Here is a 23,011-nt window from a genome sequence, read left to right as displayed (position 1 = left end):
GATTTTCAAATGCCTGTTTACATATCTTTAGACAGACTAATTTACTAATCAACTCAAAAAGAAACCGATATGAGAATACGACTCCTATCGCTTGCCCTATTTTTGGCAAGTGCTACCGTGTTTGCACAGGATTATTTCCCTACAAACACTGGTGTAAAATCTAAAAACAATAATTACACCGCCTTTACAAATGCTAAAATATTTGTTACTCCTACACAAGTTGTAGAAAACGGAACTCTACTTATTAAAAACGGAAAAGTAGTACAAGTAGGTAAAAGTGTTACTGTACCTAAAAATACAGTAACTGTAAACCTAAAAGGAAAATCTATTTACCCTTCGTTTATAGATATTTACTCGGACTTTGGTGTAAAAAAGCCTAAAGCATCTGGCGGTAGATCTACACAGTATGAAGCTACAAGACACGGTTATTATTGGAATGACCATATAATGCCAGAAAATAATGCTATATCTGTTTTTAAGTTTGATGCTAAAAAAGCTGCTGAATACCAAAAAGCAGGTTTTGGTGTTGTAAACTCTCATATACAAGATGGTATTGCTCGTGGTACAGGTATACTTGTTACTTTAAATGATGATGGTACAAATAGCGACCGTATTTTAGATGACAAATCTGCACAATATTTTTCTTTAACTAGGAGCGCCATAAAAAAACAATCTTACCCTTCTTCATTAATGGGTTCTTTGGCTTTACTAAGGCAAATGTATTCTGATGCTGCTTGGTATGCAAATGGCAATAGTGACACAAAAGATTTGTCTTTAGAAGCTTTAAATAAAAATAAAGGTTTGGTTCAAATTTTTGAAGCTGGTGATAAGGGTCACGCTTTAAGAGCAGATAAAATAGGAGACGCAAACAATATACAATATGTAATTTTAGCTGGTGGTAATGAGTATGAGAGCATTGCAGATATTAAAGCTACAAATGCTACCTACATTGTACCTATTAACTTTCCAGATGCTTATGATGTATCTAACCCATACCAAGCAGATAATGTTTCTTTAGCAGATATGAGACGTTGGAACCAAGCACCTTCTAACCCAAAAGTACTGGCAGATAACAGTGTTCCTTTTACGTTTACTACGTATGACCTTAAATCTCCTGCTGCTTTTAAAAGTAAATTATTAAAAGCTATTGCATACGGTTTACCAAAAACAAAAGCTCTAGAGGCTTTAACAACTGTACCTGCGCAAATACTTGGTAAATCTAACCAAATAGGTTCTCTTAAAAGTGGCAGCTACGCAAACTTTTTAATTACTTCTGGTGATGTTTTTGACAAAAACACTACACTTTACGAAAACTGGGTTCAAGGACAAAAAAATGTAATAACAGATAAAGATGTTAAAGACATAAATGGAACCTATAATTTAGCTGTAGATGGCACAACTTATAAGTTAGAAATTAAAGGGGCTACAGATAAACCTTCTGCTACTTTAAAACAAGACTCTACCACTATTAAGTCTAAATTCTCATATAAAGAGAATTGGATAGATCTTGCCTTTGCCACTAATGAAGGAGAAAAAAGATATAGAATGACGGGTATTGTTACCCCTAACTCTAACAATATTAGCGGTAAATTAGTATTACCAAACGGAACTGAATCTACTTTTGTTGCTACAAAAACAGGAGATGTAGATAAAAAAGAGAAAGAGAAAAAGAAAAAAGAAACTACTACACCAGATTTAATGCCGGTTACCTACCCTAACGTTGGTTATGGTTACGCAAACAAACCAAAACAAGAAAACATATTGTTTAAAAATGCTACAGTTTGGACAAGTGAAGATGCTGGTATTTTAAAAAATACAGATGTACTTGTAAAAAAGGGTAAAATTGTAAAAATAGGTGCCAACTTAAGTGCAGGTGGAGCAACAGTTATAGATGCAACTGGTAAGCATTTAACAGCTGGTATTATAGATGAGCACTCACATATTGCAGGCTTAAGTATTAATGAAGGCGGGCAAAATTCTTCTGCAGAAGTAAAAATGGAAGATGTAGTAGATAACGAAGATGTAGACATTTACCGCAATCTTGCTGGTGGTGTAACAACTATACAATTATTACACGGTTCTGCTAACCCTATTGGAGGGCGTTCTGCTTTATTAAAGTTAAAGTGGGGAGAAAGTGCAGATGAAATGATTTACGATAATTCTCCTAAATTTATAAAATTTGCTTTAGGTGAAAATGTAAAACAAAGCAACTGGGGCAGTCGTTCTCGTTTTCCTCAAACAAGAATGGGTGTAGAACAAATGTTTATAGATTACTTTCAACGTGGTAAGGAATATGACGAAAAGAAAAAAAGTGGTGAACCATACCGTTATGATGAAGAAATGGAAGTAATTGCAGAAATAATTAACGGAGAACGTTTTATTAGTTGCCACTCTTACGTACAGTCAGAAATTAATATGTTAATGAAAGTTGCAGAAAAGTTCAACTTTAAAGTAAACACTTTTACACATATTTTAGAAGGTTACAAGGTTGCAGATAAAATGAAAGAACACGGGGTTGGTGCATCTACATTTAGTGATTGGTGGGCTTACAAGTATGAGGTTAATGATGCTATACCGTACAATGCAGCTATAATGCAAAGTCAAGGTGTTACTGTTGCTATTAACAGTGATGATGCAGAAATGTCTAGAAGGTTAAACCAAGAAGCTGCCAAAACTGTTAAATACGGAGATATGACAGAGCTTGAGGCTTGGAAAATGGTAACTATTAATCCTGCTAAATTATTACACCTAGACAATCGTGTAGGTAGTATTAAAGAAGGTAAAGATGCAGATTTAGTGCTTTGGAACAACCATCCACTATCTGTTTATGCAAAAGCAGAAAAAACATTAATAGAAGGTGTTGTATATTTTGATTTAGAAAAAGACAAACAACAAAGAACTGCTATTAAAAACGAAAGAAACAAGCTTATTACAATGATGCTTGAAGAAAAAGAAGGTGGCAAACCAACACAAAAGCCTATTAAGAAACAAAAACCTAAGTTCCATTGTGATACTATGGATGCTGAGTGGTAAACCTAATAGACAACATATAAAATAACAGAAATGAAAAAAATTATATACATACTGCTAGTATTTTGCTTTTCCGCAAATGGGTTTGCACAACAAACACCAGCTAGCCCACAAAAAGAAGCCATTACCATAGAGGGTGCAGTTGCCCACTTAGGTGACGGTACAGTTATAGAAAACTCTCTTATTATGTTTGAAGGTGGTAAAATTACCTTTGTAGGAGATGCTAAAATGAGAATTGCTCGTAAAGGAAAGGTTATTAATGCTAAAGGAAAACATGTATACCCTGGTTTTATTGCCGCATGTACGGTTTTAGGTCTGGTAGAAGTAGATGCTGTAAGAGCTAGTGATGACCAAGCAGAAATTGGTGGAATGATACCACACGTAAGAAGTTTAATTGCTTATAACTCAGAATCTAAAGTAATAGAGAGTATGCGCCCTAATGGTGTACTTATGGCACAAATAGCTCCAAGAGGTGGTGTTATACCTGGTACATCTTCTGTAGTACAATTAGATGCTTGGAACTGGGAAGATGCTGCTGTAAAAACCGATGACGGTATACATTTACACTGGCCAAACTCATACAGAAGAGGCCGTTGGTGGCTAGGTGAACCAAGAGGTTTACAACCAAATAAAAATTACAAAAAAGACATTTCTAATGTGGTAGATTTTATTGTAAACGCTAAAGCTTATAATGAAACCACAGCCAAACCTTTTCATCAAGAGTTTGCTGCTATGGAAGGACTTTTCTCTGGAGAACAAAAATTATATGTGTATGCAGATGGTGAAAAAGAAATTATAGACGCTGTAACAACTTTAAAAGAAAATGACATTAAAAATGTTGTTTTAGTTGGCGGATATAATGCCTATAAAATTACAGACTTTCTAAAAAAACACAATATTCCTGTTTTAGTAAGAGCAATGCATAATTTACCAAGTAATAATGATGATGATTATGACTTACCATATAAAATGGCTAAGCTATTAACAGAAGGCGGATTGCTAGTTGGTATACAAAATAATGGTGAAGCAAATTTCCAGAACAGAAACTTACCTTTTTACGCTGGTCAAGCTGTAGCTTACGGTATGGAAAAAGAAGCTGCTTTGCAATTAATTACTAGTAATACAGCTAAAATTTTAGGAATTGATGATACACACGGTACGTTGGCTGTTGGCAAAAGTGCTACTTTATTTATTTCTGAAGGAGATGCTTTAGAAATGCGTACTAATAAACTACAAAAAGCTTTTATAGACGGTAGAGATGTGTCTTTAGAAACACACCAAACAGAATTGTATAAAAGATATATGGGTAAATATAATAGAGGAGAGTAATACTTTTGTCTACTTAGAAATAAAAGCCTCCAAAACATATGTTTTGGAGGCTTTTTTATTTTGTGCGTTACAGTAACTTATTCCTGTATTTTACCCTCTACAAAAACTGCAGCTTCTGGCTTAGCAAAAAATGATGATGGCTTTGCCTCTTTACTAACCTCTATATTTTCAAATGTAACTGTATTTCTTGCATCTTTAATAACACCTTCTTTTACATTGTGCCACGTAATAGACTTTGGTAACAATAAACCATTTACAGTAGCCCAATCATTATAATGTATCCAACTGTACTTATTACTAACTTCTCCGCTTCTGTAACTAACGCTATAACCTAACCAAGCCATTTGCTTTGTATCCGGATCAAAATGTATAAAGTATAAATCTTTATAAGATGCTCCTACGCCAGGGTTGTAACTAATTTTTACTCCAGGATAACTTTTCCCCTCATAAACTACAGGTTCTGTTTCACCGTAAACAATACCATCATCACCTAAAACAAAAGGCATTGCATAAAAGTAAAACATAAGGTTATGGTAAAAAACAGCATCGCCTTTAAATTCTCCTTCAGTATCTAACAACCAAGTTTTAGAGCCGTTATGCCCAATAGTATGTTTTGGGGTAACTATTTTATCTTCTCTTGTGTGTAAGTTTATAGTATGTGTTTCTCTAGCATCTGGTTTAGGAATGTCAAAAAACAAACTTTTCATATTTTTCCAAGCACTTATACCTCCGTGAGCATCAAAAACTTGTTGCAACTCATTAGGGTAAGCGTTAATTTTTACTTCTAATATTTCCTTTGTCTCAGCTTTTTCTGTTGTAGTTTGTTTTTTTTCTTGTTTGCAAGAAACAATTAAAACAGAAAATAAGGCCAATGCTAAATACTTCATTTTTTAAAAAATTTAATTTATTAGTTATAATTTACAATTCGTCGTAATGCTAATCTATAATTTACAATATTACATTACTTTTGTTGTAATGAATACATTTAAACAAATAACAAGCTTACAAAATCCGCTAATTAAAAAAACTTTAGTACTAAAGGACAAGTCTAGAGAGCGTAAAAAAAGTAATCTTTTTGTGCTAGAAGGTGCCAGAGAGTTACAACTTGCTTTAAAAGGAAACTATAGTATTGAAACCTTGTTTTTTTGTAAAGATTTAATTTCTGAGCAGGCTATTACAGACTTAATTAAAAATAATAGCACTACAAATGTTATAGAGGTTAACTTAGATGTGTACCAAAAAATAGCATACAGAGCTACTACAGAAGGTGTAGTAGCACTTGTAAAAAGTAAAAATCATACTATAAACAACTTACAACTAAGCTCAAAAAAACCTCTAATTTTAATAGCAGAAGCTCCAGAAAAACCAGGTAATATTGGTGCGTTATTGCGTACAGCAGATGCTGCAAATTTAGATGCTGTTATTATTGCCAATCCTAAAACAGACCTTTATAATCCTAATATTATACGTTCTAGCGTAGGTTGCGTTTTTACTACTAAAATTGCAACGGGTACAACGTCTGAAATTATAGCGTACTTAAAAGAACATAATATTGCTACGTATTGTGCTGCGCTAACCGCTTCAAAAATATATACAACTGTAGATTATACCAGCGGATCTGCCATTGTAGTGGGTACAGAGGCAACAGGTTTATCTAAAGAGTGGTTAAGCAACTCTAACCAAAATATTATAATTCCTATGGAAGGCCAAATAGACTCTATGAACGTTTCTGTAGCTGCTGCTGTAGTTATTTTTGAAGCAAAACGACAAAGAAGTTAGTATTTACTATTTTTACAAAACCAAACCACCACCAATAACTATATTTATGAGTATTCTTTTTTATGTAATACTAAGCATTATTATACTGCAATTTGTAATAGATGCTGCTGTAGATTATTTAAACGCTAAAAAATTTAAAGAAGCTATACCACAGGAGCTAAACGGCATTTTTAATGAAGAAGAGTACATTAAATCTCAGCGTTACAAAACTGCAAACTATAGATTTGGTGTATTTTCTGGTAGTTTTTCTGTACTACTAACACTGTCGTTTTTAATTTTTGGAGGGTTTGCTTGGGTAGATAATTTTGCGCGTAGCATAACAGACAACCCTATTTTAGTTGCTATTATTTTTTTTGGTATTATAATGATAGGCAACAGTATTTTAAATGTACCCTTATCTTACTACAGCACCTTTGTAATAGAAGAAAAATTTGGGTTTAATAAAACTACTAAAAAGTTATTTTTTTTAGACCTAATTAAGAGTTGGTTTTTAACTGCCATTATTGGCGGTGCTCTTTTAGGATTAGTTATTTGGTTTTACAACTGGGCTGGCACAAATTTTTGGATATATGCTTGGGTGGCAATTTCTATTATTTCAATTTTCATGAATATGTTTTACAGCAAGTTAATTGTACCCCTTTTTAACAAACAAACGCCTTTAGAAAATGGTAGTCTTAAAACTAAAATTGAAGAATACGCTCAAAAAGTTGGTTTTGAACTCCAAAATATTTTTATAATAGATGGTTCTAAAAGATCTACCAAAGCTAACGCATATTTCTCTGGTTTTGGAAAACAAAAAAGAGTTACGTTGTATGACACGCTTGTTAAAGATTTAGACGAAGAGGAGATAATTGCCGTTTTAGCGCATGAGGTTGGACATTACAAACGCAAGCATATTTTATTTAATTTAACTGCTTCAATTTTACTTACTGGTTTAACATTGTACATTTTATCAATTTTTATAAATACACCTAGTATTTCTTTAGCAATTGGTGTAACCGTACCTAGTTTTCATGCTGCTTTAATAGGTTTTGGCATATTGTACAGTCCTATATCAGAAACTACAAGCTTAATAATGAACTACTTATCTAGAAAGTTTGAATACCAAGCAGATGATTATGCTAAAAAAACATACGCTTCAATGCCATTAATTACATCATTAAAAAAGTTGTCAAAAACAAGCTTAAGCAACCTTACGCCCCACCCAGCATATGTTTTTATGAACTATTCTCACCCTACTCTAATTGACAGAATTAACAATTTAAAAAAATAATTTTTGTTGATTATTACCAAAGTTTAATGTAATTTTAGTTTATATGACAGAAGCTGAAATAGAAAAAGAAAACAAAGAAATTACACGCCAGTATAAAGAATTACTGCGCGTTAGTTACTTAACACTTTCTGATGAAGATAAAAAACTCATTAGATCTGCTTTTGAAATTGCTGTAGATGCACATAAAGATCAGCGCAGAAAATCTGGTGAAGCCTATATTTTTCATCCAATAGCTGTTGCAAGAATTGTAGCTTCAGAAATAGGGTTAGATGCTGTATCTATTGCCTCTGCCCTACTACATGATGTTGTAGAAGACACAGAATATACTCTGGCAGATATAGAGCGTTTGTTTGGTGAAACTGTAGCTAAAATTGTAGATGGCTTAACCAAAATTGCTCACCTAAAAAAGGATATGAATGTATCCCAACAGGCAGAAAATTTTAGAAAAATGCTTTTAACCTTAAATGATGATGTTAGGGTTATTATTATTAAAATAGCAGACCGTTACCACAATATGCTCACTATGGATTCTATGCCAGAGCATAAACAGTTAAAAATAGCTTCTGAAACACTTTATATTTATGCGCCTCTTGCACACAGAATTGGGCTTTACAACATAAAAACAGAACTTGAAGATTTAAGTTTAAAGTATACTGAGCCCGAAGTCTACAATGACATTCAGGATAAAATTGAAGAAACTAAAGAAGAGCAACAAGAGTACATTGACTCTTTCTCACATACCATACAAGACTCTTTAGATAAAGAAGGGTTAAATTACACCATTAAAGGCCGTATGAAGTCTATTTTTTCTATTCGTAGAAAAATGAAAGTACAAAATGTGCCTTTTGATGAAATTTATGACAAGTTTGCTATTCGTATTATTTACAAATCAGATAAAGCAAATGAAAAGTTTTTAGCGTGGAAAATTTACTCTGTAGTAACAGACAATTTTACTCCTAACCCCGTACGTTTACGAGATTGGATATCTTCTCCTAAATCTACAGGTTATGAAGCCTTGCACATTACCGTTATGGGACCAGATGCCAAATGGGTAGAGGTGCAAATACGTAGTGAGCGTATGCATGAAATTGCAGAAAAAGGTTATGCTGCACACTTTAAATACAAACACGGAGACCAAAAGGAACAAGGTATAGAAGTTTGGTTAAACAGACTACAAGAAGCATTAGAAAATGCAAATACAAATGCAGTAGATTTTGTTGAAGAGTTTAAACTAAACCTCTACTCTAAAGAAATATTTGTTTTTACACCTCAAGGAGATTTAAAATCCTTACCAAAAGGTGCTACATCTTTAGATTTTGCTTTTCATATACACTCAGAAATTGGATTAAAAACCAGAGGAACAAAAGTAAATGGTAAGCTTGTACCTTTAAATACTATTTTGCATAGTGGAGACCAAGTAGAGGTTATTACATCAGAAAAAAGTAAACCCAACCAAAGTTGGTTAGACTATGCGACAACGGCACGTGCAAGATCTAAAATTAAATCTTCTTTAAGAGAAGAGAAAAAAGAAATTGCAGAAGAAGGCAAAGAAATTTTACGTCGTAAATTAAAATCGCAAAAAATTAGTTTTAATGAAGATACCATTAACAAAATGGTGTATCATTTTAAACTAAGAACCAGCTTAGATTTATTTTACAGAATTGCCACTGGATCTATAGATAATAACCAAATAAAAGAATTTGCATCATCTTATAGCAACGCCTTTATTAGTTTCTTTAAAAATAGAATTAGAAGAAATACGGCTCCAGACAATATAGATAAAGAAGAGATTACTGCAAAGTATGACCAGTTAGTGTTTGGTAAAGAAGAAGAAAAACTAAAGTATAAGCTATCACAATGTTGTAACCCTATACCTGGTGATGATGTATTTGGTTTTATTAGTGTAAATGAAGGTATTAAAGTGCACACAAAAAATTGCCCAAATGCCATATCTTTACAATCTAATTATGCATATAGAATTATACAGGCTAAGTGGATAGATTCTTCACAACAAGAATTTACAGCAAACATAAAACTAACAGGAATAGACAATATTGGTTTAATTAGCGACTTAACTTCAATTATTTCTCAACAAATGCACGTGAACATGAGAAGCGTTAACTTTAGTACAGATGGCGGCACTTTCTCAGGAAAAATCACGGTTGTAGTTAAAAATAATTCTATCTTAATTAAGCTTATTAACAATTTAAAGAAAATTAACGGTATAGATAAAGTAGTTAGACTTTAAAATTTACACTACATTTGCAAACCGAAAAGCTGTAGAAATACTATGGGTAGTAACAAAAATCAAGACATTGTAAAGAATGTCTTCACGACTTTTTTAGAGGAAAACGGACACAGAAAAACACCCGAACGCTACGCTATACTCCAAGAAATTTACGAAAGTGAAGATCATTTTGATATAGAATCTCTTTATATTAAAATGAAAAACAAAAACTATAGAGTAAGTAGAGCAACCTTATACAACACTATTGAACTTTTATTAGATTGTAAATTGGTACGTAAGCACCAGTTTGGCAAAAATCAGGCTCAATATGAAAAATCTTATTTTGATAGGCAACATGATCATGTTATACTAACAGATACGGGTGAGGTAATGGAGTTTTGTGACCCTAGAATACAGTCAATTAAAAAAACAATAGAGGATGTGTTTGATATTAAAATAACAAACCACTCGCTATACTTTTACGGAACAAAAAATAAAAAAGAAAACAACTAACCAATTACAAGTAATGGCAGTAGATTTACTACTAGGACTCCAATGGGGAGACGAAGGAAAAGGAAAAATTGTTGATGTACTAACTAAAGATTACGATATTATTGCGCGTTTTCAGGGTGGACCAAATGCTGGTCACACCTTAGAATTTGACGGCATTAAACACGTGCTTAGAACAATTCCATCTGGAATTTTCCACAAAAAAGCAATGAACGTTATTGGTAACGGTGTTGTAATAGATCCAGTTGTTTTTGTTAAAGAACTAGAAGGTTTAGATCAATTTAATATAGACTATAAGGCTAAACTAATTATATCTAGAAAAGCACATTTAATTTTACCAACACACCGTTTGTTAGATGCTGCATCTGAAGCATCTAAAGGAAAAGCTAAAATTGGTTCTACATTAAAAGGTATTGGTCCAACTTATATGGACAAAACTGGTAGAAACGGTATGCGTGTTGGCGATTTAGAATTGGATTCTTGGAAAGAAAAGTACCGTCATTTAGCAGATAAGCATGAAACTATGATTAGTTTCTACAATGTAGATGTACAGTATGATTTAGAAGAAATGGAAGTTGAGTTTTTTGATGCTGTAGAGCGTTTAAAAGAATTAACTTTTATAGATAGTGAAGAGTATTTAAACCAAGCTATTAAAGAAGGTAAAACTATTTTAGCAGAAGGTGCACAAGGGTCTTTATTAGATATTGATTTTGGTACGTACCCATTTGTAACTTCTTCTAACACAACAGCAGCTGGTGCTTGCACTGGTTTGGGCATTGCTCCTAACAAAGTAAAAGAAGTATACGGTATTTTTAAAGCTTACACTACACGTGTTGGTTCTGGCCCATTCCCTACAGAATTGTTTGATGAAGTTGGAGCTAATATGGCCAAAGTAGGTCATGAGTTTGGCGCAGTAACTGGTAGACCTCGCCGTTGTGGTTGGTTAGACCTTGTTGCTCTAAAATATGCCTGCCAAGTTAACGGTGTTACACAATTAAATATGATGAAGGGCGATGTACTTTCTGGTTTTGACAGCCTACAAGTATGTACTGCTTATGAGTATAAAGGAGAAACAATTTCTCATTTACCTTATAATATAGAACCTGAAAATGTAAAACCTATTTACACAGAGTTCCCTTGTTGGAAAGAAGATTTAACCAAAATGACAGATCCATCTCAGTTTCCAAAAGAATTAAATGAGTATATAGATTTTCTAGAAAAAGAATTAGAAATTCCTATTAAAATTATTTCTGTTGGTCCAGATAGAAAACAGACAATTAATAGATAAACATAAAAAGCCACATTTTAAAAATGTGGCTTTTTTTTTACGCTACAATAGACTAAAAAGAGCATAATCTTAAATCTATGCCAATCTGTTATCAGAACAATCAAAAAAAACCTATTTTTGACCAAAATTTTAAGACTTGTTTAAATACAAATTAGTTATTGGCTTAATCTTATTTGTTTTTAGTGTTAACGCACAAGATAAATCAACAGAAAAAAAACAAATAAAAATAGTACACGGTGCTAACTTCACTAAAGATGAAGTTAAGCTACCTGGCGCATCTATATTTAGTAGAGATAGTGAAAGACAAGTAGAGTTTGAACACCAAGGAGCAACCCTTTGGTGTGATGTTGCTGTGTTTTATCCAAAAGAAAACAGACTTCTTGCTATAGACAATGTACGTATGCAGCAAGGAGACTCTATACAAATGGACAGTGGCAAATTAGAATATTTTGGAGATATTAAACTTGCAAAGGCATCTAAAAATGTAGTTTTACAAAGTCCAGATGCTACACTTACTACAGATACTTTGTATTTTGATAGAGAAAAACAGGAGTCGTACTACAGACATTTTGGAACTATAGTAGATACTGCAAATACTATAAAAAGTAGAATTGGTAGGTTTTTTATGGAAACCAACAAATACCAGTTGTTAGATAGTGTTACTGTAGAAAATCCTAAATACCACGTATTATCTGAACAAATGGATTATTACACAGACTCTGAACACGTGTATATGTATGGTCCGTCTACAATTACAGGTAAAGACTATGTTATGTATTGTGAACGTGGTTATTATGACTCTAAAGTAGAAACCGGCTACGGTATAAAAAACACACGTATAGATTATAGCAATAAAATTATTGAGGGAGACAGTGTTTATTTTAATAAAAGAAAACAATTTGCATCTGCAACAAATAATATAGTAGTTACAGATACCGTAAACGATGGTGTTATTAGAGCACATTATGCAGAAGTATACAAAGAAAAGGACTCTGTTTTTGCTACCAAAAGAGCTGTTGCTATTAATGTAATGGAGAAAGACTCATTATACATGCACGGAGATACCTTAATGGTTACAGGAAAACCAGACAATAGAATTATACGTGCGTTTAGGGATGCAAAGTTTTTTAAAACAGATATAAGTGGTAAGTGTGATTCTATTCACTTTGATCAAAAAACTGGAATAACACAACTTATTACAAACCCTATTATTTGGAATATTGACAACCAAATGACAGGAGATAGCATACATTTAATAAGCGATTTAGAGACGGATAAATTAGACTCTTTAAAGGTAATTAATAATGCTTTTATAATATCTTTAGATACAATTAGTAAAACCGGCTACAACCAAGCAAAAGGTAAAAACCTATTTGGCAAATTTGTAAACAATGAGCTAAACTTTATAGATCTTGTACAAAATGTAGAGGTTATTTATTATTCATATAACGACCAAAATGAGTTTGTTGGGATAGATAAATCACTTTGTGGTAAAGTTACTATGGAGATGAAAGAAAACACTATAGATGTTATAACGTATTACATTAACCCTAGCGGACAAACTTTTCCTGAAGGCCAAGAACCAGAAACAGGTGTTAAATTAAAAGGTTTTGTGTGGTACGGAGACCAGCGTATTTATACCAAAGACGATATTTTTGGTGAGGATGACAACAATCTTGTTTTACCTATAATTAGAGGCATTAGTAACCCTATAGATATTGATGCAGAAGAGCAAGAGCGACATAAAAACCAAGGAGATCCCATAAATAACCCGCCCAATACCAAGGCTACAAGAAAAAAAGGGGTACCTAAACCTACATTATCTAAGCCAGTACCAAGTACAAAACTAAAGCAACAAAAATAAATTACAGGTGAAAAAGGACTTTTTACACTACCAAGCACAAACTAGTCCGCATCCTTTAACTTTACAAGTTTCTAGAGCTAGCGGCAGTTATATTTACGATCAAGACAACAATGCACATTTAGATTTTGTATCAGGTGTATCTGCTTGTACACTTGGCCATTGCCACCCAAAAGTAGTAGATGCAATAACCAAGCAAGCATCAGAATATATGCATGTCATGGTTTATGGAGAATATGTACAAGAACCAGCTGTAACCTATACAAAGTTTTTAGCTTCTCTACTACCCTCTAATTTAGAAACCACCTATTTGGTTAACTCTGGAACAGAAGCTATTGAAGGAGCCTTAAAATTAGCTAAAAGAACTACAAAAAGACATAAAATTGTAGCTGCACACAACTCTTACCACGGTAATACTATGGGTAGTATGAGTGTTTCTGGAGCAGAATCTCAAAAAAGTGCATATAGGCCACTTGTGCCTGGCACAACATTTATTAATTTTAATTCTGATAAAGATTTAGAGAAAATTACAACAGATACTGCTGCTGTAATTTTAGAAACCATACAAGGTGGTGCAGGTTTTATAGTGCCTAAAAATAATTTTTTACAAAAGGTAAGAGCACGCTGTACAGCTGTAGGCGCCTTATTAATTTTAGACGAAATACAACCAGGGTTTGGTAGAACAGGTAAGCTATTTGCTTTTGAACACTACAACTGTGTACCAGACATTTTAGTTATAGGTAAAGGAATGGCATCTGGTATGCCAGTTGGCGCATTTGTGGCATCAAACCAAATAATGAAAAATTTACAATCTAATCCTAAACTAGGACATATTACCACTTTTGGCGGCAACCCTGTAATTGCTGCTGCAAGTTTAGCTACATTACAAGAACTAACTAGTGGTAACTTAATAATAGAAACTCTAGAAAAAGAAAAACTATTTAAAAAACTACTAAAACACAAGTACATTACAGAAATACGGGGCAAAGGTTTAATGCTAGCTGTTATGCTAGTAAATGCAGATATTACAAACCATGTTGTAATGCATTGCGCTAAAAACAGACTAATATTATTCTGGCTATTGTTTGAGCCTAAAGCACTGCGTATTTCTCCTCCTTTAACCATTTCTAATGAAGAAATTAGACAAGGATGTGCACTTATTTTAGAAGCTTTAGACTCCTACAAAAAGTAATTTGTTAACTATTTTGTTAATAATATACACGGTAGCAATCAAAAAAAAGTAACCTAAAACCTTACTTTTATTTTAATCTTATCAAGCAAGAAAGAATTTATATGGCATTTGAAGCTGAAGAAAGACCTGACAGACCAATAGCAAAATTTGAGTCAATGCTAAAGACAGATGACGTCTACTTCTTTGACGCGGAAGATTTTGAAGACATTATTCACCATTATTTAAACAATGGAAAAATGTCATTGGCAAAAAAAGCCATTAAAATTGGCTTAACCCAACACCCAAGTACCATAGAGTTAAAACTTTTAGAAGTAGAGGTTCACGTTTTTGAAAATAACCTTGAACTTGCAGAAAGTATGCTAGATAGTTTACAAACTATTGATAGCAATAATGAAGAAATATACATACAAAGAGCAAATATATTTTCTAAAAAAGACGACCATAATAAAGCAATACAGTTATTAGAAAAGGCCTTAACCTTATCTGATGATTCTATAGACATACACTCTCTATTAGGTATGGAACACCTTTTTATGGACAATTTTGAAGAAGCAAAAAAACATTTTATACAATGTGTTTTGTTTGATGAACACGATTACGCATCTCTTTACAACATTATTTATTGTTTTGACTTTTTAGAAGATTTTGATGGTGCCATTGTATTTTTAAATGATTACCTAGAAAAAAACCCATACTGTGAGGTAGCTTGGCATCAACTAGGTAAGCAGTACATAGAAAAAGGAATGTACAAAGAAGCTATTGCTGCTTTTGATTTTGCTATTATTTCTGATGATAGTTTTGTTGGCGCTTATTTTGAGAAAGGAAAAATTCTTGAAAAATTAAAACGCTACAATGAAGCTATAGAAAATTATGAAATTACTATAGAAATTGAAGATCCGTCTGCTTTTGCATATTTACGTATTGGCAAATGTCATGAAAAAATAGGCAATACAGAGCTAGCTAGGCTATTCTATTATAAAACCGTTCATGAAGATCCTTTGTTAGATAAAGGATGGTTAGCAATTACCAGCTTTTATATTAAGCAAGAAGATTATGTTAAAGCAAAAGAATACATAACTAAAGCAATTAATATAGAGGAAGAAAATTTATTCTATTGGGAGAAAAGCGCACTAATATATGAAGCCTTAGGTTTGGCTGAAGATGCAGAGGTTGCATATCAAAAAATGGTAGATTTAGGAGATTGCGAGTTAAAAACATGGCTAAATTGGAGCACCTTAGTAATAAAAAAAGGAGACTTACATTCTGCTATTCAAATACTACAACAAGCCTTAGAGTTTTACCCAAACAATGCAGATATTTTATACAAAATTGCGGGTTCACATATGGCCCTAAATCAGACTATAAAAACAAAAGAATATTTGGTTAAAGCACTAAGTGTTAACACAAAAAAGGTAGCTACATTTAAGTTAGATTTTCCTCAGTTTAAAAATAACACGTGGATTAACAACATTATTATAGAATATAGTAACTCTTCCAAATAAATCTATATTTTTACGTTTTTTATTACAATTATGAAAGAACGTAACTTACTACAGTATTTAATTATTACGCTAAAAGGTTTAGCTATGGGTGCCGCAGATGCTGTACCAGGTGTTTCTGGAGGTACAATTGCATTTATTTCTGGTATTTATGAAGAACTAATAAATAGTATAAGCAACATAAACTTATCTCTATTTAAAACGTTAAAAAATGATAGTATTAAAGCATTTTGGAAGCAAGCAAATGGCAATTTTGTATTAGCCTTACTAACAGGGATAATAATAAGTTTTATTTCCTTTATGCGTTTGGCTAAATATTTAATAGAATACCACCCAATTTTAATTTGGTCGTTCTTTTTTGGTTTAATTGTAGTGAGTATTTACTTTGTAGGCAAACAAATTACAAAGTGGAATGCACTAACAGTAATAGCTTTAATTATTGGTGCTGGGTTAGCATATTATATTACAAGTTTACCAGCTTTAGCAGCCAATACTAACCCATATTATTTACTTTTTGCTGGAGCTGTTGCCATTTGCGCAATGATTTTGCCTGGTATATCTGGTTCTTTTATTTTAGTAATTATGGGAGCTTACAAAACATTAAGTGACGCTTTTCATGATTTTGATTTAAAAAAAATAGCCTTGTTTGCTACTGGTGCTTTAATTGGGTTATTAAGTTTTAGTAGAGTTTTAAAATGGCTATTTAAAAATTATCACAATACTACACTAGCACTTTTAACTGGTTTTATTTTAGGTTCTTTAAACAAAGTTTGGCCTTGGAAAAAAACAGTAACTGTAATGGTAGATGAAACAGGAGAAATTGTACCTTTTAATACCATATCTGATCTTGGAACATTAGCTGTTTATCAAAAAAACATACATAATTTTGAATCGTTTAAAACGGTTACAGAAGAAAGTATTCTGCCAATAAAATACTCAGAGTTAAACCATTATATAGATCCGCAAACTATGATTGCAATTGCACTAATGGTGACAGGTTTTTTAACTATTTTTATACTAGAAAAAATAGCTACAAAAAACAAATAAACACAATGGCACATACTAGAACAGTTTTAGACAAGTTTCTCCTTGTTGTTAAAGGACTATGTATGGGTGCTGCAAATAAAGTCCCTGGTGTTTCTGGCGGTATTGTTGCATTTGTGGGAGGCTTTTATGAAGAGTTTATATACTCACTACAAAAATTTAACTTTAAAGCTCTAAAACTGCTTTTAAATGGCAGACTCAAGAGTTTTTATAATTACATTAACGGCACATTTATTACGTTACTAATTTTTGGTATGCTAGTAAGCTATTTTAGCGTTTCAAAAATTTTAGACTACTTTTTAGAGCATAATGAGTTATATGTGTGGTCTTGTTTTTTTGGAATGATTGTAGGTTCTATTTATTACATTGCCAAGGGGTTTGATCATTGGAACAAAAAAACCTTTTTTGCTGCCCTAGTTGGTTTAGCAATAGGGATTTCTATAAGTTTCTTAAATCCGGCTAAAGAAAATGACAATCTTTTTTTTATTTTCTTTTGTGGAATTATTAGTGTATCTGGTATGACGCTCCCAGGATTATCTGGATCTTTTATATTAATTCTTTTAGGCAATTATGTACTACTTTTGGTAGACTCCGTTAATGCCTTGTATGACACATTTACAGAAATAATTAAAGGCGACTTTAGTTTTACCAAAAACACAGAACGCTTAAATACCTTAACCGTACTTGGTGTTTTTACAGCAGGTTCTGCCATTGGTTTGGTAACATTGTCTCACATTATAAGTTACGTTTTAAAACACTTTAAACACATAACAACAGCTGTTATTTTGGGCTTTATAACGGGGTCTTTGGGAGTTGTTTGGCCTTGGAAAAAAACTGTATATAAAGTAGATGCTGTTGGGAATATTTTAATAGACTCTAACGGAAACGAAATTATCAAGAATTATTCTCGCTATTTTCCCGATTTTGTGATTTCTGAAACTTGGTGGGCAGTTTTTTTTGTAGTTATAGGAATAAGTATTTTATTGGTCCTAGATTGGTATGGAAAAAACAGAAAAAAAACAGTATAAGTTTGGGTTAATAGGAAAAGATATTGAATATTCTTTTTCTAGAAATTACTTTACACACAAGTTTAAAAAACTTGGGTTAACAAACTATGTCTATGTAAATTTTGACTATCAAAAAATTGAAGAGTTTAAAACTACATTAGAAAATAACTCTAATATTAAAGGCTGTAATGTTACCATTCCTTATAAAGAAAGTGTAATTCCGTTTTTAACTAGTTTAGATGCAAAAGCCAAAGCTATTGGAGCTGTAAATACTATAAAATTTACAGAAAACGGATTAATTGGTTACAATACTGATGCCTATGGATTTAAAAAATCCATAGAACCTCATCTAAAAAAACACCATACAAAAGCATTAATTTTAGGTACTGGTGGTGCATCTAAGGCAGTAAAATATGTTTTAGAAGATTTGGGCATTGTATGTACATATGTATCCAGAAAACCTAAAAAAAATCAATTTACATATACAGATTTAGATAAAAATATAATTAAAACAAATACCGTTATTATAAACTGTACTCCTTTAGGAACACACCCAAACATTACAGATAAGCCCACTATCCCTTATTTGCATTTAACAGAAAAACATTTGCTTTTTGATCTTATATACAACCCAGACAAAACAGCATTTTTAAGTGCAGGAGAAGCCCAAGGAGCTACTATTAGTAACGGACAACATATGCTAGAGCACCAAGCAGAAGAATCATGGAGAATTTGGAATAGCTAGCACATAATAAATTTAGAATACCTTAAAAAATGAATTACTACTCGTTAAACAAAAAAGCGCCTAATACTACATTTAAAAATGCAGTTATAAAAGGCTTGGCACCAGATAAAGGATTGTATTTTCCTGAAAGTATAACACCTTTACCTGCAGATTTCTTTAAAAATTTAGACAATTTATCTAATTCAGAAATTGCTTTTACAGCCATTAAACAATTTGTTTCTCCTGAAATTCCAGAGGATGTTCTAAAAACCATTGTAGAGGAAACATTATCCTTTAATTTTCCTGTGGTTAAGTTAGATGAGAATGTGTCTACATTAGAGCTTTTTCACGGACCAACAATGGCATTTAAAGATGTTGGGGCACGTTTTATGGCTCGTTGTCTTGGCTATTTTAATAAAAATAACACTAATGAGGTTACTGTATTGGTAGCTACATCTGGAGATACAGGTGGCGCTGTTGCCAATGGATTTTTAGGTGTAAAAGGTGTAAACGTGGTTATTTTATATCCTAGCGGAAAAGTAAGTGATATACAAGAAAAACAATTAACAACTTTAGGGCAAAATATAACTGCTTTAGAAGTAGACGGTGTTTTTGATGATTGCCAAGATATGGTTAAACGCGCATTTTTAGACGAAGAATTAACTAGCAAAATGCAATTAACATCTGCAAACTCAATTAACGTAGCGCGTTGGCTACCACAATTATTTTACTTTATTTTTGCCTATAAGCAGTTACATAACACGCACAAAAAAATAGTTTTTTCTGTTCCTAGTGGTAATTTTGGTAACATATGTGCTGGTATGATGGCGCAGCAATTGGGTTTACCTATTCATCATTTTATAGCATCTAACAATAAAAATAATGTTGTTACTACATATTTAAAAACACAAGAATATAATCCAAAACCATCTGTACAAACTATAAGCAATGCTATGGATGTTGGTAACCCTAGTAACTTTATTCGTATACAAGAAATACACAAAAATGACTTTGGCGCTTTAACTGAAAATTTATCTTCTTATAGTTTTTCTGATGAAGAAACAAAAGAAGCTTTAGCGCATATTTACAAAACTTATAACTATGTAACTGACCCACACGGAGCTGTTGGTTATTTAGGTTGCAAAGCATATTTAAAAAATAATAATGATGTACATTGTGTATTTTTAGAAACTGCTCACCCAACAAAATTTTTAGATGTAGTTGAAGACGTAATTAAAGAAAAACAACCATTGCCAGAGCAAATACAAGAAGTAATGCACAAAACAAAAGTAGCCACCAAAATTGGCAGCTACAATGACTTAAAATCTTACTTATTAAATAACTAACTAAGCATTTACAGTAGAAAATTTATCTAAGGTCTCACCTATTAAGGTATCACCCTTAATAATTTCAAAAGTGGCCTTGTTTGCTACGTCATCATTTAGTGTTCTCACTAATGTTTGTGCAACATCATTTCTACTAATTTCACCTCTTTTATTTAACTTTTCTTGGAGCTCTATTTGGTTATGGGGCTCATTATTGGTTAAAGAACCAGGGCGTACAATACTGTAATTTAATCCACTTTCTTTTAAGTATTCATCTGCGTTATGCTTTGCTTTTAAATACTCTTGCAGTTGTTCTGCCTCTTCAGGCTTGTCTGCTCCCATAGAGCTTAACATAACAAACTTTTTAATGTTATTTTCTTTAGATGCATCAATTAACCTCTTTGCTCCTTCTTGGTCTACTTCTACTACTTTTTTTCCTCCAGATCCGGCAGCAAAAAGCACCTTATCTACATTTTCTGTTTTATTAAATACTTTATCTACATCGCCCTCTAAGTCTCCAAGAACAGTATCTATTTGTTTTGCTTTAAAATATTCTTTTTGCTCTTCTTTTCTAACCATTGCAATAGGGTTAAAATACTGAGATTCTTTTAAAAGGTTCACTATTTGTTTTCCTGTGGTACCATTGGCACCGGCTACTAATATGTTTTCCATACCTAAGTATAACATTCCTTTAAGGCAATTCCTAAAATCTTAACTGGTTTAACGTTAGTTTAATACAAATTAACAAAGCCTTTGTACTTTGTTTTTAGCGTATTTTACACAGCCATACTTCCTAGCAGGTACAACTAAAAAAACAACTTATTTTAATACCTGAGCTAATTTATAAAACAAACAATTTTCGATACCTTTGACAAAAAACTAACAATAGTCTAATTATATAAATTGTTTTAATGAAAAATACTGCATTAACATCTACTCACGAGGCACTTGGCGCTAAAATGGTTCCTTTTGCTGGTTACAATATGCCTGTTTCTTATGCTGGTGTAAATATAGAACACGAAACTGTACGTAACGGTGTTGGAGTTTTTGATGTATCGCATATGGGAGAATTTTTAATTGAAGGTCCTAATGCATTAGATTTAATACAAAAAGTAACATCTAACGATGCATCTAAACTAGTAGTTGGTAAAGCTCAGTACAGCTGTTTACCTAATGAAACTGGTGGTATTGTAGATGACCTTATTGTTTACAAACTTAAAGATGAACAATATTTACTAGTTGTTAATGCTTCTAATATTGATAAGGATTGGAACCACATATCTAAATACAATGAAACTATAAATGCAGAAATGCGTAACATATCTGAAGGATACTCTTTATTAGCTATACAAGGTCCTAAGGCTATTGAAGCTATGCAGTCTGTTACATCTGTAGATTTAGCAGCAATTAAATTTTACACATTTGAGGTTGCAGATTTTGCAGGTATTGATAATGTAATTATTTCTGCTACTGGTTACACTGGTTCTGGCGGATTTGAAATTTATTGCAAAAACGAAGACGTAAAACAAATTTGGGATAATGTTTTTAAAGCAGGTTTAGATTTTGGTATTGCTCCAATTGGTTTAGCTGCCAGAGATACTTTACGTTTAGAAATGGGTTATTGCTTATATGGTAATGACATTAATGACAACACTTCTCCTTTTGAAGCTGGGTTAGGTTGGATTACCAAGTTTACAAAAGACTTTGTAAATAGTGAAGCTTTAGCTGAGCAAAAAGCAAATGGTACTGAGCGTAAATTAATTGCTTTTGAACTTACTGAAAGAGGAATTCCTAGACACGATTATGATATAGTAGATGCAGATGGTGCTAAAATTGGTGTAGTTACCTCTGGTACTATGTCTCCATCTTTAAACAAAGGTATTGGGTTAGGTTATGTGCCAACGGCATTATCTAGTGCTGGTACAGAAATTTTTATTCAGATTAGAAAAAAAGCAGTTGCTGCAACTGTTGTAAAATTACCTTTTTATAAGGCATAATTTTTATATGATAGATTTTCAAGGTATTATCAACAACATTCATAACAACTTAATTAAGGAAGAGGTTAAGGGTGTTGTTGCATCTTACATTCCAGAACTGTACAAACAGAGTACTAATAGTTTTGGCATTTATTTACAGTGTATTAACGGAGAAACTTATGCTGCTGGTGACGCATACACTCCTTTTTCTATACAAAGTATTTCTAAAGTTTTAGCACTATCTAAAGCTATAGCTTTTGAAGATAACCGTATTTGGGAACGTGTAGATGTAGAACCATCTGGCAACCCATTTAACCATTTGTCTTTATTGGAGTTAGAAAATGGAATACCAAGAAATCCGTTAATTAATTCTGGTGCTCTTGTAATTGCAGATATGCTTGTAACACATTTAAAAAACCCTAAACAAGATTTTTTAAACTATGTTAGAACCATTGCTAATGACCAGACAATAAATTACAATACAGATGTAGCTGCATCTGAAAAAAGAACTGGTTACGGAAACTTTGCTGCAGCCAACCTTTTAAAGTCTTTTAACAACCTAAATAATAATGTAGAGGATGTTTTAGATTTTTATTTTCACCAGTGCGCTATAGATATGAGCTGCGCACAATTAGCAAAAGCTTTTTATTTGTTTGCCAATGGTGGAAAGTGTGTAAATAACGTACAGCACATACCTGTTAGTCAGGCAAAACGTATTAACGCAATTATGCTTACTTGTGGTTTTTATGATGAAGCAGGTGAGTTTGCTTTTAGAGTAGGTTTGCCTGGAAAAAGTGGCGTTGGCGGCGGAATTGTGGCCTTACTACCTAATAACTTTATTATCTCTACTTGGGCTCCGGGTCTTAATGCTAAAGGAAATTCCTTGTTGGGAATGCAAGCATTGGAGCAATTTACGACTGAGACTAAGATCTCTATTTTTTAAGAAC

At 32.6% G+C, this 23,011-nt stretch carries 18 protein-coding genes; 16 read left to right on the top strand and 2 right to left on the bottom strand.

The features are described 5' to 3' along the window. Positions 1–69 precede the first annotated feature (69 nt). Entirely contained in the window at positions 70–3,033 is a 2,964-nt protein-coding gene (locus JM80_RS09130) for an amidohydrolase family protein (RefSeq protein ID WP_144709818.1), read from the top strand. A 30-nt stretch (positions 3,034–3,063) separates the two neighbouring features. Beyond that, the gene (locus JM80_RS09125; RefSeq protein WP_144709816.1) at positions 3,064–4,359 is read left to right on the top strand and encodes an amidohydrolase family protein; all 1,296 of its coding nucleotides are present in this window, start codon (positions 3,064–3,066) and stop codon (positions 4,357–4,359) included. Between the two features lie 77 nt (positions 4,360–4,436). On the opposite strand, the gene JM80_RS09120 is transcribed toward JM80_RS09125, so the two are convergent. Beyond that, positions 4,437–5,246, bottom strand: a complete 810-nt coding sequence (locus JM80_RS09120; RefSeq protein ID WP_144709814.1) for a DUF6503 family protein — start codon at positions 5,244–5,246, stop codon at positions 4,437–4,439. An 88-nt stretch (positions 5,247–5,334) separates the two neighbouring features. Here JM80_RS09120 and JM80_RS09115 point away from each other — a divergent pair, with 88 nt between their 5' ends. The 12 genes from JM80_RS09115 (at position 5,335) to thrC (ending at position 20,109) form a co-directional block, all read left to right on the top strand. Beyond that, positions 5,335–6,138 carry an RNA methyltransferase gene (locus JM80_RS09115; RefSeq protein WP_038504509.1) on the top strand — a complete coding sequence of 268 codons (804 nt, stop codon included), beginning with the start codon at positions 5,335–5,337 and terminating at the stop codon, positions 6,136–6,138. Between the two features lie 46 nt (positions 6,139–6,184). After that, a complete protein-coding gene (locus tag JM80_RS09110; protein ID WP_144709811.1) occupies positions 6,185–7,411 on the top strand; it encodes a M48 family metallopeptidase in 1,227 nt (408 codons plus the stop codon). 43 nt (positions 7,412–7,454) lie between these two features. Further along, positions 7,455–9,659, top strand: a complete 2,205-nt coding sequence (locus JM80_RS09105; protein ID WP_013619860.1) for a bifunctional (p)ppGpp synthetase/guanosine-3',5'-bis(diphosphate) 3'-pyrophosphohydrolase — start codon at positions 7,455–7,457, stop codon at positions 9,657–9,659. Positions 9,660–9,701: 42 nt separating this feature from the next. Then, a complete protein-coding gene (locus JM80_RS09100; protein WP_013619861.1) occupies positions 9,702–10,151 on the top strand; it encodes a Fur family transcriptional regulator in 450 nt (149 codons plus the stop codon). A 13-nt stretch (positions 10,152–10,164) separates the two neighbouring features. Next, positions 10,165–11,436: an adenylosuccinate synthase gene (locus tag JM80_RS09095; RefSeq protein WP_013619862.1), complete on the top strand. Its 1,272-nt coding sequence runs from the start codon at positions 10,165–10,167 to the stop codon at positions 11,434–11,436. Positions 11,437–11,572: 136 nt separating this feature from the next. After that, positions 11,573–13,300, top strand: coding sequence for an OstA-like protein (locus JM80_RS09090; RefSeq protein ID WP_144709809.1), 1,728 nt, complete (start codon positions 11,573–11,575; stop codon positions 13,298–13,300). A gap of 7 nt (positions 13,301–13,307) precedes the next feature. Then, positions 13,308–14,489 carry an aspartate aminotransferase family protein gene (locus JM80_RS09085; protein WP_144709807.1) on the top strand — a complete coding sequence of 394 codons (1,182 nt, stop codon included), beginning with the start codon at positions 13,308–13,310 and terminating at the stop codon, positions 14,487–14,489. 101 nt (positions 14,490–14,590) lie between these two features. Beyond that, positions 14,591–15,991, top strand: coding sequence for a tetratricopeptide repeat protein (locus tag JM80_RS09080; protein WP_144709806.1), 1,401 nt, complete (start codon positions 14,591–14,593; stop codon positions 15,989–15,991). Between the two features lie 30 nt (positions 15,992–16,021). Continuing rightward, positions 16,022–17,035, top strand: coding sequence for a DUF368 domain-containing protein (locus tag JM80_RS09075; protein WP_144709804.1), 1,014 nt, complete (start codon positions 16,022–16,024; stop codon positions 17,033–17,035). Between the two features lie 5 nt (positions 17,036–17,040). Next, positions 17,041–18,060, top strand: coding sequence for a DUF368 domain-containing protein (locus JM80_RS09070; protein ID WP_038504520.1), 1,020 nt, complete (start codon positions 17,041–17,043; stop codon positions 18,058–18,060). Beyond that, positions 18,032–18,784 carry a shikimate dehydrogenase gene (locus JM80_RS09065; RefSeq protein ID WP_144709802.1) on the top strand — a complete coding sequence of 251 codons (753 nt, stop codon included), beginning with the start codon at positions 18,032–18,034 and terminating at the stop codon, positions 18,782–18,784. The genes JM80_RS09070 and JM80_RS09065 overlap by 29 nt, the downstream gene beginning before the upstream one ends. Positions 18,785–18,813: 29 nt before the next feature. Further along, the gene (gene thrC / locus JM80_RS09060) at positions 18,814–20,109 is read left to right on the top strand and encodes a threonine synthase (RefSeq protein WP_144709800.1); all 1,296 of its coding nucleotides are present in this window, start codon (positions 18,814–18,816) and stop codon (positions 20,107–20,109) included. On the opposite strand, the gene JM80_RS09055 is transcribed toward thrC, so the two are convergent. Continuing rightward, positions 20,110–20,760: an SDR family oxidoreductase gene (locus JM80_RS09055; RefSeq protein WP_144709798.1), complete on the bottom strand. Its 651-nt coding sequence runs from the start codon at positions 20,758–20,760 to the stop codon at positions 20,110–20,112. It abuts the gene before it with no gap. A 239-nt stretch (positions 20,761–20,999) separates the two neighbouring features. Between JM80_RS09055 and gcvT the strand changes: the two genes are divergently transcribed. Both gcvT and JM80_RS09045 read left to right on the top strand, forming a co-directional pair. Continuing rightward, positions 21,000–22,085 carry a glycine cleavage system aminomethyltransferase GcvT gene (gene gcvT, locus JM80_RS09050; protein WP_013619871.1) on the top strand — a complete coding sequence of 362 codons (1,086 nt, stop codon included), beginning with the start codon at positions 21,000–21,002 and terminating at the stop codon, positions 22,083–22,085. A gap of 7 nt (positions 22,086–22,092) precedes the next feature. Further along, the gene (locus tag JM80_RS09045; RefSeq protein ID WP_013619872.1) at positions 22,093–23,007 is read left to right on the top strand and encodes a glutaminase; all 915 of its coding nucleotides are present in this window, start codon (positions 22,093–22,095) and stop codon (positions 23,005–23,007) included. The last annotated feature ends 4 nt before the right edge of the window (positions 23,008–23,011 follow it).

Origin of the sequence: Cellulophaga sp. RHA_52, assembly GCF_007827205.1 — a bacterium.
Classification (GTDB): Bacteria; Bacteroidota; Bacteroidia; order Flavobacteriales; family Flavobacteriaceae; genus Cellulophaga; species Cellulophaga lytica.
Note: the sequence above shows the minus strand (reverse complement) of the source record. Positions and strands in the feature narration are given on the sequence as shown.

What these genes read in the sequence shown, in the direction of transcription:
- JM80_RS09130 (WP_144709818.1), top strand. Translation starts at nt 70, where the DNA reads ATGAGAATACGACTCCTATCGCTTGCCCTATTTTTGGCAAGTGCTACC.
- JM80_RS09125 (WP_144709816.1), top strand. Translation starts at nt 3,064, where the DNA reads ATGAAAAAAATTATATACATACTGCTAGTATTTTGCTTTTCCGCAAAT.
- JM80_RS09120 (WP_144709814.1), bottom strand. Translation starts at nt 5,246, where the DNA reads ATGAAGTATTTAGCATTGGCCTTATTTTCTGTTTTAATTGTTTCTTGC.
- JM80_RS09115 (WP_038504509.1), top strand. Translation starts at nt 5,335, where the DNA reads ATGAATACATTTAAACAAATAACAAGCTTACAAAATCCGCTAATTAAA.
- JM80_RS09110 (WP_144709811.1), top strand. Translation starts at nt 6,185, where the DNA reads ATGAGTATTCTTTTTTATGTAATACTAAGCATTATTATACTGCAATTT.
- JM80_RS09105 (WP_013619860.1), top strand. Translation starts at nt 7,455, where the DNA reads ATGACAGAAGCTGAAATAGAAAAAGAAAACAAAGAAATTACACGCCAG.
- JM80_RS09100 (WP_013619861.1), top strand. Translation starts at nt 9,702, where the DNA reads ATGGGTAGTAACAAAAATCAAGACATTGTAAAGAATGTCTTCACGACT.
- JM80_RS09095 (WP_013619862.1), top strand. Translation starts at nt 10,165, where the DNA reads ATGGCAGTAGATTTACTACTAGGACTCCAATGGGGAGACGAAGGAAAA.
- JM80_RS09080 (WP_144709806.1), top strand. Translation starts at nt 14,591, where the DNA reads ATGGCATTTGAAGCTGAAGAAAGACCTGACAGACCAATAGCAAAATTT.
- JM80_RS09075 (WP_144709804.1), top strand. Translation starts at nt 16,022, where the DNA reads ATGAAAGAACGTAACTTACTACAGTATTTAATTATTACGCTAAAAGGT.
- JM80_RS09070 (WP_038504520.1), top strand. Translation starts at nt 17,041, where the DNA reads ATGGCACATACTAGAACAGTTTTAGACAAGTTTCTCCTTGTTGTTAAA.
- JM80_RS09065 (WP_144709802.1), top strand. Translation starts at nt 18,032, where the DNA reads ATGGAAAAAACAGAAAAAAAACAGTATAAGTTTGGGTTAATAGGAAAA.
- thrC (WP_144709800.1), top strand. Translation starts at nt 18,814, where the DNA reads ATGAATTACTACTCGTTAAACAAAAAAGCGCCTAATACTACATTTAAA.
- JM80_RS09055 (WP_144709798.1), bottom strand. Translation starts at nt 20,760, where the DNA reads ATGGAAAACATATTAGTAGCCGGTGCCAATGGTACCACAGGAAAACAA.
- gcvT (WP_013619871.1), top strand. Translation starts at nt 21,000, where the DNA reads ATGAAAAATACTGCATTAACATCTACTCACGAGGCACTTGGCGCTAAA.
- JM80_RS09045 (WP_013619872.1), top strand. Translation starts at nt 22,093, where the DNA reads ATGATAGATTTTCAAGGTATTATCAACAACATTCATAACAACTTAATT.